The following is a 15,515-nucleotide window of genomic DNA, read 5'->3' on the forward strand; positions in this document are numbered from 1 at the left end:
GCAACCGTTAATAGCGGTTCTAGGGTTCAAATCCCTATCCCTCCACCACATTAAAAATGAGATAAGCCGTTGTATTACAACGGCTTTTTTCATATCTGCAAGGTGCCAAGTCAAACCATAAGGATTGACTCAGACAATGTACCTTTTCCGCGCCCCAAATTGCACCTACTACACACGTGTTTGTCTGCCGAAAAAACTTCGAGATAATGGCTTTCCGTTCGATCTGAAAGTATCTTTACTAACCAAGAACCGTCAACTTGCTTCTGAACGCAATCTAACCGTTGCTGCTAGTCTAAAAGAGTTAATAACTAAAACTCATGGGCAAAGTTGTGTAGAAGGCTTTAAAGCGGATTGTGATGCGATTATCGATGAGGTTCGTAGTAAGTTTGAATCGAATCAACCTGATATTGAGGTATCTGCCGCTCCAGTTCGTAAAGCAGAACATCGGGACTTAACTTCTACAGTTCACCGAAAGAATCACCCTGTCGTTTCATTAAAAGCGGCGCTAGACGCTTTTGTCGCTAGTAAGAAGTTGCAAAATATCAGACCTTTAACAGTGCATCAGTTAAATGCTCGTGCCAGTCACTGTATTAACCTGTTACCCGTTGAATCCGTGGATCCTGTTACTTCGGCTCATGCGTTGGTGTACCGTGACCAACTCCTCAAGGAAGGGCGTAGCTATAAGACAAACAAAGAGTACCTTGCTGCTGCTTTTCAGTTTTTTAAGTTTGCTAAGATGATGAATTACATCGCACTGAACCCCTTTGACGGCATTAAGGTAGATAACAAGCCACTCAAGCCTACTAGTGAAGAACGTGAACGCTGGTCACTCAAGGATCTTAAGCTATTCTTCAAGTCTCAAAAATTTGTTGAACAGGATGTAGAGTTCCGCTGGATCTCGTGGATATTGCTTTACTCAGGAATGCGTCCATCTGAAGTGTGTCAACTAAGAGTGAATGACATAAAAGAGGCTGATGGGAGCTACTATTTCGCTGTCAATGTTGACGATGAAGGTAAGTACGTCAAAAATAGCAACAGCATCCGCAAAATCCCTGTCCATGGTCAACTAATTAATTTTGGATTGCTGCAGTACATTGCAACTAGGAAGTCCAGCGGTACCAATAATCTATTCAGCTATGAGCCAAAAAACATCTTTGCCGATTGGTCTAAGGCCTACCTTAATAAAATGACCAAGTACCAGACATCTATTGGTATGCTGCCACGCCACCGCCCAACGAGTTATGGATTCAGACATACTTTTATTGATGAGTTGAAGCAAAAGGGTGTTTCTGAGTTGATTACAGCTGAAATCGTAGGCCATAAGCAGCAAGGGGTAACGTATGATCGCTACGGCAAACAGTTGAATTTGAAGGAGCTTGCGAAGGCATTAAACAAGGTTACTTTTAAGCTGTAGTGCCGTGTGCTATTTCAATGTTAAGAAAAGCCGAGCTAGCTATTTACCGAGCTAGCTCATATTTGGACAGGAATCATTTAGAGTACTCTGTCTAAGTCGACTAATATTGATTAGAAAAAATATCCAAAATTATCAAAGATCTATAATTAGTTTCGCCCTCTTTATCTACAAAACGAGCGGTGAACGTTAGCCGTAGAGTACAGGGCAAGATCACGAAGCTTTACCTTAAGCTAAGTTTTTTATCTTATACTTCTTTTTGATAACAAACCAAGTCAACCATGTCTGAGCTCAATTTATTCAAATACTTTGTAGCCATTGAAGATACACGCCAATCAGGATAAGTTGTAAATAAACTCTTAGATATTCTGTTCCTTACCATTAGCGTTGTGATTGCAGGGAGTCAAGGTTGGGAAGAAATTGAAGAGTTCGGGCGTGACAAACTGGATTGGTTGCGTAAGTTTTTAGTTTTCATTGCATTTTGACCTTATTACTCTTTATTAAAAACGACGTATATTCCCTCAAAAGTAGCAACCAACTCATCCGCACAAAATAGATTGCAGGCTATTTGAACACGACCTTTTCCCTTGCGTTGAAACGCACGATGAAACCGAGACCACGCCGTAAGGTTGTCATATTTACATACTGCTGTTACATCTTTGCTGGCGGGTTTCAGGTATCGAATGCTATTTTCTTGAATAACAATTTGATGTTTTTTACCCTCCAACTGGGCATAAACTAAAGACCAACCTGCCAAAATACCAACAACAGATAAGCTGCCGCCAAACACCGTATTCATGTGGTTGGTATTCATTCTCAATGGTGCAGTAATCTCGATATTTTTGCTGCTACAAGTATTCACACAGATACCGAGAGACTTTGATACTGGTATATGATGATGAAGGTAGACTTCAAGCTCTCTATGTTTCATATAGACCGTTGCCTTTTTCAGACCGCCAAAATATTGCAAAAGTCCGTTTTAGAGGGATGCAGGAATTACACTTTAGCTAATTCAGTTAATACTTGCTTATACGTATCCACTGATTGGGCTCCAGAAATAGCGCTCTCGCGATTGAATACAACTGTTGGAACACCTGATATACCCGCTTGCTTCCATTTCTGTTCCAGCGACTGGACATGACTTCGCATATTATCGTCATCTAGGCATTGCATTGCTTCGTCAACATTAATACCAAGACTTTGCAACTCTTGCTCGAGGGTACTCTTGCTGGATATATCTTTTTGCTCGCTATAAAACGAAGCAAATAACCGATTTTTAAGCTCGGTTTGCTTGCCTACACTTTTTGCATGCTCCAGAAGAATATGAGCATCAAGGGTATTTACAGCTTTTAGTCCGTCAAAGTAGTCGAATTTAAACCCAACGTCTTCTCCAAGCTCTGTCATCTCTTTTCTGAAACGAATGCTATCTTCTAATGTAGTACCGTACTTCCTTTTAAGGTGGGCACGTAGGTCTTCACCTTCAAGCGGCATATCTGGATTTAACTGAAAAGGTTGCCACTCAATCTCAATGCGATCTTCTATACCAAGCTCTTTTATCGCGGTATTTAAACGCTTATAACCGATAATACACCAAGGACAAATCACATCTGACACAATATCCAATTTGATTTTCATATTCATATTTAACTCTTTTTATCAAGCGTTTAGCTTCAATTTTTTTCATTAAATAACACTAAGCAGAACCCAAATTGTTTATTATTCGGTATCCTGCTCATTTTCACCGTAGAGAGTTGCGGTTCTATATTTTTTGCTCACAAAGCTGAATTGATGGAACGGTATTAGTGAAGTTCGGTACATCAGCTTTTATCTTGTCTGCATTTGGGCCAAATGCCGTTTGAAATGACTCTATAGATTCAAATGAAATTGTACTAATCGCCACATATGCCGCTGCTTCACTAGGAACAACACTTGCTAACCCTGCATCTACTGTCGCCCCTTTTAGTGCGTCTCCCAGAAGCTCTCCTATCATAGGAACATGTTTGTTGCAGTAATAATCAAAATCAAAAATCACATCATCGTTATTTGGGTATATTACGTATACTTTAATCATTGCTTTTTTCCTTTTTCTTTCACTAAAGTTTTAAACTGTTGGGGGTTACATTTTGTTATTGGGCATTGCTTTTCCAATCATTGATTCACCCATTATTGCCTGCTTTTGGTGGGGGATGATCCCAGAAAGAATAGCGGTCATTCGATTACGTTTACCTGGAACCACAACTGCTTTTCTACCCAAACCATTGATAGCTATTTCTGCTACTTCCGCTGGATCTTTTGCAACCATTGGTAATTTTGACCAGTCAACACCATTATCAGCTGTCATCGGTGTAGTTGTTAACCCAGGAGAAAGAACCGTTACATCAATACCTTTGGGTTTAAGTTCGCCATGAAGAGATGCACCTAGCTGAAGAACGTAGGCTTTGGTACCTGCATAATTTGAAAAATATGGGGAAACCATATGACCAGAAAGACTTGATACCATTAAAATACCGCCTCTTTTTCTTTCGATCATTGTTGGTGTAAAGTGGTGAGTCAGTTGCAACACAGAGCTAACATTAAGCTGTATCATCTTCAACTCTTGCTCTAGAGATGATTTAGCAAACGAACCATTAACTTCAATACCAGCGGCTAGTACAAGTAGCCCAATACTTTTGTCAATTTGCTTAACTTTTTCGACGCCTTCTGACGTACTTAAGTCAGCAGAAACGGTCGTTGCTTTAATTCCGTAGCGTTCCGTAAGCAACGTAGCTTGCTCTTCAAGCTCTTTTTCTCGACGAGCGACCAAAACAACGTTCAATCCTTTTGCTGCAATCTGGCTTGCCATTTCTGCGCCAATGCCTGATGTTGCCCCTGTGATAAGTGCCCAATCACCATATTTTTCTTTAAAGCTGATACCCATAATTCGTTACCTTTCTCTGTGTTTAGTTGATGGGGTAACTATATGGAATTTGGAGGTACAGGGCTCTCCATAAAAGTTCAAAAATTGCTCACATTAGTTCAAACGAGCCAACCTGAATGGAAAGGTTAAAATGCGTTGGTGTCAGGTTAAACGAAATTGAGAAGGGGATAGGCCTGTTTGTCCTTTAAAGGCACGGTTAAACGTGGAAATCGACTCGAAACCCGTTTCAAAAACGATGTCGGAGATACGTAAGCTATTATCTTTCAGTAACACTTTAGCTTTGTTGATTTTTAATTTGGTAATGTATTTTATTGGGGGTTCTGAATACACCTCTTTAAACTTACGTTTAAAAGTAGAAACACTCATATGACACAATGCTGCCAACTCATCCACACTCAGATCCGCATACAGATTACTTTGGATAATATCTTCAAATTTGGCAAAGTTAGGTTTAAACATAGAAGCAAGAAAATCGAGTTCAGAAGGTGCGCTGGTTCTTTTCGCCATAAGAATGACAAATTCACGTAGTTTGCTCTCGATAAGCAAATCATCCGCCAACTCTGGAGAATCCAGCAATATACTGATGCTATCACGATAGTGCTCTAGCAATTTGTCCACTTCAACCTGCAAAATATTATAATCGACCCTGTATTTTGACTGGCTAATATCAAAGTTAAACAGTGACTGAAATATTTCAGGATAGAGAAGGATACCAATCGCTTCACCTGCACCTTCATCATTATGATAGCTAGTGTTTTCATAAAAGTAGTTGGTGCATTTTGCCAGTATTCCGCAGTTTTTGTTCAATGAAGCAGATTCTGTCTGTTCCCTGACGTTAAAATCGCCATTTGTGACAAACGCAAAACACGCTTCACTGTCTACAAATACGCGCGGCATACGTTTGAAACTGGGTATATCTTGTTTTTGAAAAACAATACGTCCATTATATTTTATTGTTTTCATTTAAAGGCACCATTCAATAGTATTGCGATAAGGATAAAGCAGTCTACCTGCTCGATTAAATAATTGGCTCAACTAGAATCGTGTTGCTACGGTGCTGCACTCATAATCATTAGACATCTAAAACTCGACAACAAAGCTAAAGCTCGAGAATAGTCTACGCATAATCTATTTTTCAAATGTACTCAATACAAGCATGAATGCATGTATAGATCGAGCGAGAGATTCATGTGGTCTTTGCCCTCTTGATTGAACTTTGAGTCCTTGACGAAACGTAAGGAAATAGTCGGTCAAATGCTCTGCATCTATACCATCAATAAGTCGTTCTGTTTTCTCATATTGAGTAAAAAATGCCAGTGTTGCAATACGACCTTGTTCAAACTTCTTAATAACATACTCATAGAGGGCTGGTTCGTTTGATTTTAATTCAACAATACTGTTTGTAATTAAGCAGCCGTAAGTGAGTAGATCATTCTCTGGATTTAAGAACTCACTATCAAATAAATATTGAAGATTCTCTGATATTGATTTATTTGAGTCGAGTTTCCTGAGTACCACAGACATGTGATGCTCAACATAGAAATCTACTATACATTTAAACACGGTTTCTTTGTTGCCAAACGCGTTGTAAATACTGGTTTTCGTTAATCCTGTAACGGTCGATAATTGATCCACCTTAGTCGACGCATAACCATGCTGCCAAAAATATTTGGCCATAACTCCAAGCACTTCTATCTCGTCAAACTGTCTTTTCTTTGCCATTTATCTATACAACTACATAAAATTCTTATTGACACCTATTGTACTAGTTAGTACATTAATTGCAAATGTACTAACTAGTACAATTAGGCAAAACAATTAGGCAAAACAATGAGGAACAAACGATGTATTCAGCTATAGCACTATCACTACTTGGATTTTCCACAACGGTGATTGGAAGTTTGCATTACTTTCTAAAAGTAAAAAAGAACAAGCCGCCCAAAAATCCTATCATCCTTATGCTAGCACTTGCCGCAGGTGTCCTTTTGGGGCTAGGTGCAATTATCAGTGGGATTATAAATATGCATTGGAGCTTTGTTTTCGTTGTCTTAATGTCCAGCTTTTCCATATTTCTTGGTGGTAAATTCATTTGGGTATTCAGTCAAAAAGATACTCCTCTAGGTGATATTGAGGTTGCAATTGGAGATAAGTTCCCACAATTCGAATCAACCACATATGACAACGAGATTTATTCGACTGATGACCTAAAAAATCAACGTGTTCTACTTAAGTTTTACCGAGGTGCTTGGTGTCCATACTGTAGTGCTGAATTAAAAATGTTTAACGATATGAAACCGACTCTGGATCGATATGGAGTTAAGGTCGTTGCGTTGTCGGGAGATACGGCAGAACAAGCAAAAATGCACATCGAACGAGATAGTTTAGATCTTCTTCTTTTGTCAGACCCAGAACTCAAAGTAGTTAAACAATACGGCGTTGAACACCACAAGGCTTTAGGGGCTGACTCGTCTAAAACAAAAACAGTATTAGGGCTGCCATTTCCTACTTCATTTGAATACAAATCAATGTCTATCCCAACATCGATCTTAATTGATGAACATGGTGTCATCCAATGGATAGATCAATCTGAAGACTATCGACTAAGAGCAAGCGAAGAACGATTAACTCAAGCCTTACGCAACGTTTTCACCATTAATAAATAATAAACCGAGAGAATTATTATGTTTAACTACCACAATATTGAAACAGCACCAGAAGCATCAAAGCAAATGATGGAGCAATCTAAAAAATCACTTGGTTTAATTCCAAATTTACATAAAGTGCTAGCAGATGCTCCTGCAACTTATCAAGCTTATTTGAAGACTTATGAGTTATTCACGCAAAGTACACTATTCAGTCCACTCGAAGCTCAAGTGGTTCTGATGACATCAAACTTTGAAAACAACTGTCACTATTGCGTTCCTGGTCATACGTGGATCATGAAATCAGCTAATATGCCAGAAAGCATTATTGAAGCACTACGGGAAGGAAATGAGTTACCTGATGTCAAACTACAAGCGTTGCATGTCTTTACTAAAGAGCTACTAGATAATCGTGGTCATATAGGTGATGAAAAGTTGCAGAACTTTCTAACGGTAGGATACACAGAGCGGCATGCGCTTGAAGTGTTGACAGGCCTAGCTTGCAAACTTATTTCAAATTTCACCAATGCATTATCTCATACACCAGTTGATGCCCCATTAAAGGCTTTTGACTGGACTCACCCTTCAGAGAGGTAAGATCAATCTGAAGAGAGTATCTACTGATACTCTCTTTTAATGGCCGTGTATTTTCATAAGTATATGTGTTGTGGATTAGTAAATTTGGCCACATAGTCAGAACTCTAGGCATAAAGAAAAGTAAGTCAAATTACAAACCTTTAATATAGCCTCATTCCTGCTCTAGCTTGTTATGGGGCACTTCTGAGTTATGAGGTGCGGTAATTGTCGTAGGATGATCTGGTTTCTTTATAGTTATGCCATCGACACAAGGTGAACAATAGTGATGAACCCCAATCAGTTTTCTTGCGTTCTACCCACATACAGCAATATGAGACACAAGCCTTGATTATCACTAGATAGTTACAGCCGCACCAATGAGATGCATCATGTGAAGTGAATATCACACCTATTCGAATCAATATGCCAACGTAAGATGTTTGGGTGGGGAAAGTTTAGTGTGTGAGTTTCATATGGAAATTTTTCAAAAAAATTTAACTTTCTAACCTGTTGATAATCATTGTAATCGTGATTTTTCATAATAAGTAACTAATATTATTGGCTTTTTCATATTTGATCATGCTAAAGAACTCTTGTAGTTTGTTCACAAGACAGCAGAGCAGCCAAAGCTGCCATAAGATTGAGACGTGAATCAACAAGAGAAAAAAGTAAAAAACTATATAGAGCAATACATTGCAAGTCGCGTAAACCGCGTTGCCCCATCGACTCTTCGATCAGAGAAGAGTAAAGCCTTAAAGCTATCAAAGCGCATTGGTCATAGAAAGATTGCGAGTGTTACACACAGCGACATCCTTGCCGTTATTGATGGTTTGCATAAGCATTATAAAAACAAAAGCATCAATGAGTTCCTGATCATCCTAAGAGCGGTTTTTCGTTTTGCGGAGCTGGACGGTGCGCTCGAACGAAACCCTATGACGGGTATTCAAAATCTGAAAGTTACAACATCCGAACCTGCACCGTTTACAAAAGCAGAGCTGAAAAAGCTCCATGATACTGATGTATCGTGTCAAAGTGGGAAAAATGCGTGCTTATTTAATGCTCTCACAGGTTTGAGGATCAGTGAATTACTTGCGCTCAGCTGGGATGATATCATTTGGCAACGTAAGGAAATGTACGTTCGTAGAGCCAAAGTTCTTCAAGAATACAAAGTGCCCAAGACTGAGGGGTCAATGCGAACCGTTGAGCTTAACCAACTTGCTATTGACCTCTTGAAACAGCAGTTGCAACTTACTGGCAAGAAGAAGCTAAGGAAAATATCGGTTAGGCAAGAAGATAACAAAACGCTCAAAAAAGAGTCTGTGCAGTTCGTTTTTTATAACAGTAAGACCAGTAAGCCATTTTTACATGCAGCACAGTTTGCCAAAGATTTCTTCGATGCTTTTCTGCTGCAAGCAGAGGTTAATCACCGTGGAGTTGGTCAATTACGGCATACCTTTGCTTCACAAAATTTAACTGCGGGTATATCGAAAGAGTGGATTGCTGCTCAGATGGGGCATTCAGGTACTCATATGGTTGATAAGCATTATGGGCGTTGGATTGCCTCTGATGCTCCAGATTGTGCTCGTTTGGCAGCCGATAACTTAGCCGAAGCCTTTGGACAAGCACCTGTAACGGCTCCATCTTCTTCTGCGATATCGGTTGAAACAGCGGATCTGGTTGCTAAATTAGAGTCTAATCCTGAGTTGCTAGCGGTTCTTAAGGCTACACTTGGTGGTGCGAAATGATTCTAAGCACTGCCACCAATGGCATTATCGATGCCACCAATGGCATTATCGATGCCACCGTTGCCATTTTCGCTGTCAACAATGGCTGTTGTACTGCCATTAATGGCACTAACAGTGCCAAAGTCGTTCACTTCAAAAGTGATACGACAAGGCAACCCGCTGCGCTCCCGTCACACTTTTACTTCGCAAAAGATGCACGTGAGCTGCGGGCAAGAGAAGTGCCTCTTGACTCTCTACCATGCGCACCTCTTAGGAGGATTGCATGAAAGAGATTCGATTGTTTCACCGTCGGTTCAACTTTAGTTCGAAGCCCGCTGAACGTGTAAAGTGCGAACATTCTTTAGCTCATTCATTACGCATATCACCACCCACTGCGGCAAAGAAATCGAAGCAATTAGAGTGGAATCATGAGCTGCTTGAAAAAAACGTGATCTGGACGAATGGTCAACAATCGTCTCTTAAAGAATGGTCTGAAGAGCAACGGCTAGAGTTGTTGTATGAGATTGCGCCGTCGCCTAAAAAGGCAAATCAAGCGAAGCTGCAAACACAACTTCGTCAGTATCGCAAAAAGGTAAAGACAGCAGTTGATAGTGAGCTTAAAAAAGGAAATCAGGCTGCCGCTCAATTTTTACAGGCTGTACTGGATATGGATAAGTACGTTCCTTACTCACGTATCGATGCGTTTGCAAAGCTAACAATGCAACGCAAAAAGCAGCGAATTAAGATGTTAGAAACATATCTGAATGCTCACAATCAGTTATGCCAGAAGCCGCCAGCCAACAATCTGTATGTTCAAGAAGGTCTTTTTAAAATCCCCCACCAATGGGGGGTTGGAACGGATGTAATTAGCTTAGAAGAGTACGTTTCGTTTACTAGTCAGTTCTTAATGGAATATTTTCCCGATTACGAGGTTAAAGCGGTTATCGGGCATGACGACGAACGAAGTGTGGATGTCAAAACGGGAGCACATGCGCACTACTATTTATCTGGTCGAAACAACCAGACAGGTAAATATGACTTGAGAAAGACTCAGATTAAGGTCGTCAATGAGTATATTAAGCGAACGGCACCTGACACCAAATTATTACCTGATGATGGGAAACTGACGAGGAAGTTGAGTCAAAAATTTGGTCGTTACTTTCAAAAAATGTTATTTGACTATGCTAATCAGCACCTATTTGTTGATAAAGGCTTGGTAGCAAAGCTTGCTCCAGAGTCAGAGCGAAGATCTGAAAAAAGAAGAGATATGAATCGAGAGGCTTCATTACCTAAATTGGAGCGCAGCCATAATTATCACACACACCAATTAGATCTAACTCAGGGAAAAATAAAGTTGGCAGAAAAGAAACGTGTTTATTTGTTAGATGAGAATGAAAAAACCGAGCAACAACTATCACAGTTGATAGATGATACTGCACTGGTAGAAGTACAGCTAAACCAATTACAGGTTGAGCGAGATACGATGCAACTTGAGTTGTCAGATCTCAAAGCTGAATCATCAAGGCTGACTATTCTCACTCAATCGCTAACACAAACCGTAGTGCCAAAACTGGTTGATATCTTTAAGAAAGTGGTACTTGCGATCAATGCTAAAGACAGAGGCGTATTAAAAAAACAAAGCGAGTACCTGAGTTCTGTCTTGAACTCAGTGCTAGACCTACCACCAGGTCTATCAGATAAAATCGTAAATGAGGTGGCTTTGCTGAAAGCGCCTGAAGCAGTGGCACCGAACAATGACCATACCGTTACAGATCATCCTAATAAGTAAGTTAGTCACGCAGCTTACTTTACTAACTAACCATCATAATAATTAAAACAAAGGTATAAACCATATGGCTAGACCAAAATCTTATGCGGATGAAGATGTTATACGCATTGCAACTCAATTGTCCGATGAAGGTCGACAACCTTCGGGGTGGCTCATTAAAGAAGCTCTTGGACGTGGAAAAATTGCTTCTATACAGACTGACCTTGAGCGCCTCATCGGAGAAGGCAGGCTTCCCGAAATAAAACAATCGACAGTAGATACTAATCCTGACCAGAGAGCAGTGGCATCGACTTTTGAGTTGCCTGTTGAGCTTCAAGATATGCTGTCACTCAATGAACAAGAGCTTGGGAAAATACTTCGTGATATGACTATCAGAATTAATGACAAAGCACACATTCATTATGAATCCTTGATGGAAGTGCGAATCAGAGAGCTAGATGCTAAATCTGATATATTGGTAAAAGCTCAAGCGATGGCTGAGCAAGATACTCTTGATATTGAAGTGCGACTACAGAAACAAGTTGAGCGTAATGAGCTACTAGAAGATCAAATCGATAACTTAGAGGTCAGATTAACAAGTTCAAAAAGCGAAAGATCAGATTTGATACAAACCATTAGTCAACTAACTGACTCTTTCAATAAGACAACGGAAAAGGCCGCTCAACAGCAGATTTCGTTGGATGAATTAAGACGAACAGTATCGGATATAGATAAGGCTCACACGGCCACTCAGGTAAAACTGGAATATTCCATGAATGAAGCCAATCAACTTCAATCTCAGTTATCAGGCTTATCTGAGCTGCATGAAACGACCAGAGCGCAGTTAACAGAAACTTCAACCCTTTTTAAATCAACTCAGAAGTTACTGAATGAATCAGACAATCAAATAAGTATTCTACGAGAAGAAAACCGCGAACTGGCTACGAGTCATCGCCTATTGGAGAAGGGCCTAGAAGAAGCTGAAAACGAAATTGCCTTGCTGCATGAACAAAAACAACGCCTAGAAAACGATCTCGTAGAACATGGAAAATCAACAATTTGAAATCCTTGAACTTTATTTCAGTAGGTGAAGGAGACCAATGAAATTAAGAATTCTTAAATCGCCTAAGAATCGCTAAGAAACGAGAGGGGAACTGGGAACGCTTTTCAAAGAGTTGGTGCCACCCAAAAGAAAATTCTATGATGGTTAATCCCTCGAATGTATGGTGTGATATATTTTAATATTAATCAGTCACTTAAAATCTAAAAGTCCACTTTAATGGACTTTTAGCCATGCTTTCAATCGAGATGACCTATAAGTGCATTATGGTGTACTTATAGATAGAGCATAAAATCACTTTCGGTAGAACCAATGAACATTTTATATTTTGACCCGCGCTCTCTTCTTTACTCTTCGAACTATTTAAATCAAAACGATGACGTTCGTCGTATTTATGAGTTACAGCCATTTTTAAGCAATACTGATTTGCTAATGAAAAATGTGACACCCGATAGAAAAGGTGCACAGCGTTTGGCTGATGCAGCAAACAGTGTAGGCTTTCTTTTGTACCCGACTGGAGAACGATTCACGCGTGAATTGTTAATTAAGCATACTGTATTTACTGAAAATCAATTAGCAGCGTTTGTTGATTTGACCTATAAAGTTAGGCTTGATGATAGAGATCCCGTGCGTCTAATGTTAGCTCACGCCAATGCTTTAAATGCGACTTGGTTTATCTGCGGAGACGTTGCGACAGACGATAGACTTAAAGCATTTACAGGGAAAGCGCTTTTAAGTGCAATAAATGAAGGTGTAAGCGACAGTTTGATATCTCAAATTAACAAACTGTCTCACATCTAACAGAGAGAAAATGGAATAATAGTCATAACATTACACATCAATATCAACGGTCGTGGTCTTGACTGAGCGCTGTCTTCCAGTTAGTACATCTTGTATGAAAGCTTCAACCGCTGCTTCATTATTTTGTGACACCGCATCCACCAAACTTCCATGGAATCGTACACTTAAACGATCTAATTCTAATCCAATTTTAATAAGGTCTTCTGGTGTTTTACAACGCTGAATAGATAAATCACTCACTAAAAAATGATGTAATACTAAACCGTCACTTTTTTTATCGGTTATAAAGTCAAGCGCATCAATAGCATCAAACTTTGATGCTATACGCTTAATTGACGACATCATTAACTCATTTAGTGTGCCATCAATAACCTGACAGGTCGGGAGCCATATCCCTCCCGCCTCATCTTTAATAAAAAGTAATTCGCATTTCTTACAATGATGTATGACATGCTTTTCTAACAGCCCAACTGAAGAGCTAAACTCTGATAAAGTTAAGAAATGGTTTTCATTAACAATGCTTTCTCGCTGTTTTTGGCGTTCTCGATTGAACCATCCGTTAAAATATTCGTCCATAACAATACTCAGTTGGGTTGGCTATCATAAATCGGAATACAACATGAGGTATAAACACGAGAAGTGCAAGTGATTTATGAGCAAGAGAAATAGAATTATTATAACTTAAATAATTGTTTTAAAAGAGAAAGGTAACATTATAGCTTGACGTATTTAAGTGCGTCGTATAGCCTAATCAAGGCTCTGGGAGAGCCTACTTTTGTCGCTAAAGTGAAACAATACGTGTCCCTTTAAAAATCTGTTTAGTATTTTCATTGTTCTGTAACTTTTGATTTTGTGAGCGACACACATTCAAAATGTTGTGGGACATAATGGAAAATAAACAATGACTACATCATACATACAACCCATTTCTCCTTTTGCATCGACAGTTGTAACCAGTAAAGATTTAAACAAAGCGGTTGATAGCTTTCTACAACGACGTTCGCTAACTAGTTTAAGTACTTCAGTAGTTTTTCGAGAACAATTACATACGATAGTTCATCGAAAATTCGGAAAATTCAGTGAAAATCAGCTTCGCATGTTTTACTCAGTCCTATCGAACACTGAACCACACTTCTGTCCTTTAATTTTGCAAACTGACTTTGTAAGTCAAATCAAAGAGTTAATATCGACACATCGTCATATTTACCAAATTCATGCATTTGACCTTAACCTTTCGATACTTTTCTTTTTCCGAGATGAGAAAATGTATATTCTCGATGTGGTTGATTTATCCACTCTAGGACTAGAAAAACTAGGAAAAGTCTACAATATTAAAGCATTAGATGACCCAAAGTTAAGACGAGATTTGGAGTGTGCGAGATATATTCAGTCTGACAAGATAAGTAAACGGCTTGAGAAGCTAATCAAGTTGATTTGGAAGAGTGGGACTCAAATGGTTTGCTTTGCTTTATCAAAGTCAAGCTGCAAAAACTTAGAGTGCGTATTGGCTAATATTCCAGGGTATGAAGATCATGATTTTGTGGGAGCATGGTTTTCTAAGGTTCACTATAGCGATTAACTAATTGACATTCTTACAATAAACGATATAGTCAATTGCATTATACAATTGTTTTAAGTGACTATAACACCTTGCTTTAAGGTATTGTTATAAAACGGTTTTATTTAATTTCTTGTGTTGGATATGGGGTTCAAATCCCTATCCCTCCACCACCATTGAAAAGCCCGCTGAGAAATTAGCGGGCTTTTTTTCGTATTGAGTTTGGCAAAAGAACCTTTGAATACTTCAAAACGGAAGATTATACCAATCCGGAAAATTAATACCAATCCGGAAAATTAACTGATCAGGTCAATCCAATCTCTTGTACACATTTTTGTGACGCGATCTTTGCACTCAAGAAATCCATTCCAAGCGCTACAGACCTTCGAAACAATATCGTTATAATCAATGAAGTTTTGGTTTGCTAGATAGTGTTGCCTTAACCAACTCCACACTTGCTCTATAGGGTTAAGCTCTGGTGAGTATGGCGGCAATTTGATAATACTGACATTATCAAATGGGTTAGCAATATCATCGGTATGCCATCCTGCGCCATCCATTATTACCACTGAATGACGGTCTTTTTCTGTGACTTTAGATATCTACTCTAGATGGTTTATCATGATGTCTTTGTTAACCCAAGGGACGACCATTGCCTCACCAATCCCTCTCGATGGGCACACTGAGCCAAACAAATAAGCGTATTCAAATTGCTGCTGTTTTACTACGCGAGGTCTCGTTCCACGAGTAGCCCAAAGACGTGTTGTTGTGTTCTGCTGACCAAACCTAGCTTCGTCTTGAAACCAGACATCAACACTCTCTAGCCCAATATGGCCGGGGATCTTAAGGATCGTTTCGATTTGGAATTTTTTTAAAATCGTCTTGTATTTGCTGTGATTGTTTAGGGTGTTTGGAACGAGAAGTTATCCAAGAAAAACCCATGTGGTCGAAGAGATAATAGATGGAATTAGGGTGGTAGTGCTTGTCAAACTGTTTAACGATGTAGTCATGTATATCGCTTCCAACAAGGCGGCCACCAGAAGGTGATTCAGCTTCTT

The 15,515-nt window shown here is 39.4% G+C and carries 19 protein-coding genes; 9 read left to right on the top strand and 10 right to left on the bottom strand.

Translation table 11 applies throughout. The annotated features are described in order from the left end of the window. The first annotated feature begins 136 nt into the window (after positions 1-136). Entirely contained in the window at positions 137-1,414 is a 1,278-nt protein-coding gene (locus AB6E52_RS21575) for a site-specific integrase (protein WP_102319790.1), read from the top strand. 362 nt (positions 1,415-1,776) lie between these two features. Continuing rightward, positions 1,777-1,896 carry a transposase family protein gene (locus AB6E52_RS21580; RefSeq protein WP_102319791.1) on the top strand — a complete coding sequence of 40 codons (120 nt, stop codon included), beginning with the start codon at positions 1,777-1,779 and terminating at the stop codon, positions 1,894-1,896. A gap of 5 nt (positions 1,897-1,901) precedes the next feature. Here the strand turns inward: AB6E52_RS21580 and AB6E52_RS21585 are convergent, their stop codons facing one another. The 6 genes from AB6E52_RS21585 to AB6E52_RS21610 form a co-directional block, all read right to left on the bottom strand. Continuing rightward, complete coding sequence (locus AB6E52_RS21585) at positions 1,902-2,342, bottom strand: YiiD C-terminal domain-containing protein (RefSeq protein WP_102319792.1); 441 nt, start codon at positions 2,340-2,342, stop codon at positions 1,902-1,904. Positions 2,343-2,407: 65 nt separating this feature from the next. Next, complete coding sequence (locus AB6E52_RS21590) at positions 2,408-3,052, bottom strand: DsbA family oxidoreductase (RefSeq protein ID WP_102319793.1); 645 nt, start codon at positions 3,050-3,052, stop codon at positions 2,408-2,410. Between the two features lie 118 nt (positions 3,053-3,170). Next, on the bottom strand, positions 3,171-3,482 hold the full coding sequence (locus AB6E52_RS21595) for an EthD family reductase (protein WP_102319794.1): 312 nt from the start codon (positions 3,480-3,482) through the stop codon (positions 3,171-3,173). Positions 3,483-3,527: 45 nt separating this feature from the next. Next, positions 3,528-4,328: an SDR family oxidoreductase gene (locus AB6E52_RS21600; protein ID WP_102319795.1), complete on the bottom strand. Its 801-nt coding sequence runs from the start codon at positions 4,326-4,328 to the stop codon at positions 3,528-3,530. A gap of 141 nt (positions 4,329-4,469) precedes the next feature. After that, positions 4,470-5,291 carry an AraC family transcriptional regulator gene (locus AB6E52_RS21605; RefSeq protein WP_198589006.1) on the bottom strand — a complete coding sequence of 274 codons (822 nt, stop codon included), beginning with the start codon at positions 5,289-5,291 and terminating at the stop codon, positions 4,470-4,472. Between the two features lie 165 nt (positions 5,292-5,456). Then, entirely contained in the window at positions 5,457-6,050 is a 594-nt protein-coding gene (locus AB6E52_RS21610) for a TetR/AcrR family transcriptional regulator (RefSeq protein ID WP_102319796.1), read from the bottom strand. A 122-nt stretch (positions 6,051-6,172) separates the two neighbouring features. Here AB6E52_RS21610 and AB6E52_RS21615 point away from each other — a divergent pair, with 122 nt between their 5' ends. From AB6E52_RS21615 to AB6E52_RS21625, 3 genes are all read left to right on the top strand, one after another. Next, positions 6,173-6,991 carry a peroxiredoxin family protein gene (locus AB6E52_RS21615; protein WP_102319797.1) on the top strand — a complete coding sequence of 273 codons (819 nt, stop codon included), beginning with the start codon at positions 6,173-6,175 and terminating at the stop codon, positions 6,989-6,991. A gap of 18 nt (positions 6,992-7,009) precedes the next feature. Beyond that, on the top strand, positions 7,010-7,567 hold the full coding sequence (locus AB6E52_RS21620) for a carboxymuconolactone decarboxylase family protein (protein ID WP_055024802.1): 558 nt from the start codon (positions 7,010-7,012) through the stop codon (positions 7,565-7,567). 626 nt (positions 7,568-8,193) lie between these two features. Further along, a complete protein-coding gene (locus AB6E52_RS21625; protein WP_102319798.1) occupies positions 8,194-9,291 on the top strand; it encodes a site-specific integrase in 1,098 nt (365 codons plus the stop codon). A gap of 2 nt (positions 9,292-9,293) precedes the next feature. Here the strand turns inward: AB6E52_RS21625 and AB6E52_RS21630 are convergent, their stop codons facing one another. Further along, entirely contained in the window at positions 9,294-9,446 is a 153-nt protein-coding gene (locus tag AB6E52_RS21630) for a hypothetical protein (protein ID WP_157936679.1), read from the bottom strand. A 107-nt stretch (positions 9,447-9,553) separates the two neighbouring features. Between AB6E52_RS21630 and AB6E52_RS21635 the strand changes: the two genes are divergently transcribed. From AB6E52_RS21635 to AB6E52_RS21645, 3 genes are all read left to right on the top strand, one after another. Continuing rightward, positions 9,554-11,059, top strand: a complete 1,506-nt coding sequence (locus AB6E52_RS21635) for a hypothetical protein (RefSeq protein WP_102319800.1) — start codon at positions 9,554-9,556, stop codon at positions 11,057-11,059. Positions 11,060-11,123: 64 nt separating this feature from the next. Next, positions 11,124-12,101, top strand: a complete 978-nt coding sequence (locus AB6E52_RS21640; protein ID WP_102319801.1) for a hypothetical protein — start codon at positions 11,124-11,126, stop codon at positions 12,099-12,101. A 309-nt stretch (positions 12,102-12,410) separates the two neighbouring features. After that, positions 12,411-12,899, top strand: coding sequence for a hypothetical protein (locus tag AB6E52_RS21645; protein ID WP_102319802.1), 489 nt, complete (start codon positions 12,411-12,413; stop codon positions 12,897-12,899). A gap of 30 nt (positions 12,900-12,929) precedes the next feature. Here AB6E52_RS21645 and AB6E52_RS21650 read toward each other — a convergent pair whose 3' ends face one another. Continuing rightward, the gene (locus tag AB6E52_RS21650) at positions 12,930-13,475 is read right to left on the bottom strand and encodes a hypothetical protein (RefSeq protein ID WP_102319803.1); all 546 of its coding nucleotides are present in this window, start codon (positions 13,473-13,475) and stop codon (positions 12,930-12,932) included. 325 nt (positions 13,476-13,800) lie between these two features. Here AB6E52_RS21650 and AB6E52_RS21655 point away from each other — a divergent pair, with 325 nt between their 5' ends. Beyond that, positions 13,801-14,478 (top strand): hypothetical protein, encoded by a 678-nt coding sequence (locus AB6E52_RS21655; RefSeq protein WP_102319804.1) that lies wholly within the window; start codon positions 13,801-13,803, stop codon positions 14,476-14,478. 275 nt (positions 14,479-14,753) lie between these two features. Here the strand turns inward: AB6E52_RS21655 and AB6E52_RS21660 are convergent, their stop codons facing one another. Next, on the bottom strand, positions 14,754-15,026 hold the full coding sequence (locus tag AB6E52_RS21660) for a transposase (protein ID WP_102427887.1): 273 nt from the start codon (positions 15,024-15,026) through the stop codon (positions 14,754-14,756). 274 nt (positions 15,027-15,300) lie between these two features. Next, on the bottom strand, positions 15,301-15,515 hold a 215-nt coding region (locus AB6E52_RS21665), incomplete at its 5' end, for a winged helix-turn-helix domain-containing protein (protein ID WP_372189976.1).

This window comes from Vibrio sp. 10N.247.311.13, from assembly GCF_041467595.1.
Classification (GTDB): Bacteria; Pseudomonadota; Gammaproteobacteria; order Enterobacterales; family Vibrionaceae; genus Vibrio; species Vibrio crassostreae_C.

What these genes read in the sequence shown, in the direction of transcription:
- AB6E52_RS21575 (WP_102319790.1), top strand. Translation starts at nt 137, where the DNA reads ATGTACCTTTTCCGCGCCCCAAATTGCACCTACTACACACGTGTTTGT.
- AB6E52_RS21585 (WP_102319792.1), bottom strand. Translation starts at nt 2,342, where the DNA reads ATGAAACATAGAGAGCTTGAAGTCTACCTTCATCATCATATACCAGTA.
- AB6E52_RS21590 (WP_102319793.1), bottom strand. Translation starts at nt 3,052, where the DNA reads ATGAATATGAAAATCAAATTGGATATTGTGTCAGATGTGATTTGTCCT.
- AB6E52_RS21595 (WP_102319794.1), bottom strand. Translation starts at nt 3,482, where the DNA reads ATGATTAAAGTATACGTAATATACCCAAATAACGATGATGTGATTTTT.
- AB6E52_RS21600 (WP_102319795.1), bottom strand. Translation starts at nt 4,328, where the DNA reads ATGGGTATCAGCTTTAAAGAAAAATATGGTGATTGGGCACTTATCACA.
- AB6E52_RS21605 (WP_198589006.1), bottom strand. Translation starts at nt 5,291, where the DNA reads ATGAAAACAATAAAATATAATGGACGTATTGTTTTTCAAAAACAAGAT.
- AB6E52_RS21610 (WP_102319796.1), bottom strand. Translation starts at nt 6,050, where the DNA reads ATGGCAAAGAAAAGACAGTTTGACGAGATAGAAGTGCTTGGAGTTATG.
- AB6E52_RS21615 (WP_102319797.1), top strand. Translation starts at nt 6,173, where the DNA reads ATGTATTCAGCTATAGCACTATCACTACTTGGATTTTCCACAACGGTG.
- AB6E52_RS21620 (WP_055024802.1), top strand. Translation starts at nt 7,010, where the DNA reads ATGTTTAACTACCACAATATTGAAACAGCACCAGAAGCATCAAAGCAA.
- AB6E52_RS21635 (WP_102319800.1), top strand. Translation starts at nt 9,554, where the DNA reads ATGAAAGAGATTCGATTGTTTCACCGTCGGTTCAACTTTAGTTCGAAG.
- AB6E52_RS21640 (WP_102319801.1), top strand. Translation starts at nt 11,124, where the DNA reads ATGGCTAGACCAAAATCTTATGCGGATGAAGATGTTATACGCATTGCA.
- AB6E52_RS21645 (WP_102319802.1), top strand. Translation starts at nt 12,411, where the DNA reads ATGAACATTTTATATTTTGACCCGCGCTCTCTTCTTTACTCTTCGAAC.
- AB6E52_RS21650 (WP_102319803.1), bottom strand. Translation starts at nt 13,475, where the DNA reads ATGGACGAATATTTTAACGGATGGTTCAATCGAGAACGCCAAAAACAG.
- AB6E52_RS21655 (WP_102319804.1), top strand. Translation starts at nt 13,801, where the DNA reads ATGACTACATCATACATACAACCCATTTCTCCTTTTGCATCGACAGTT.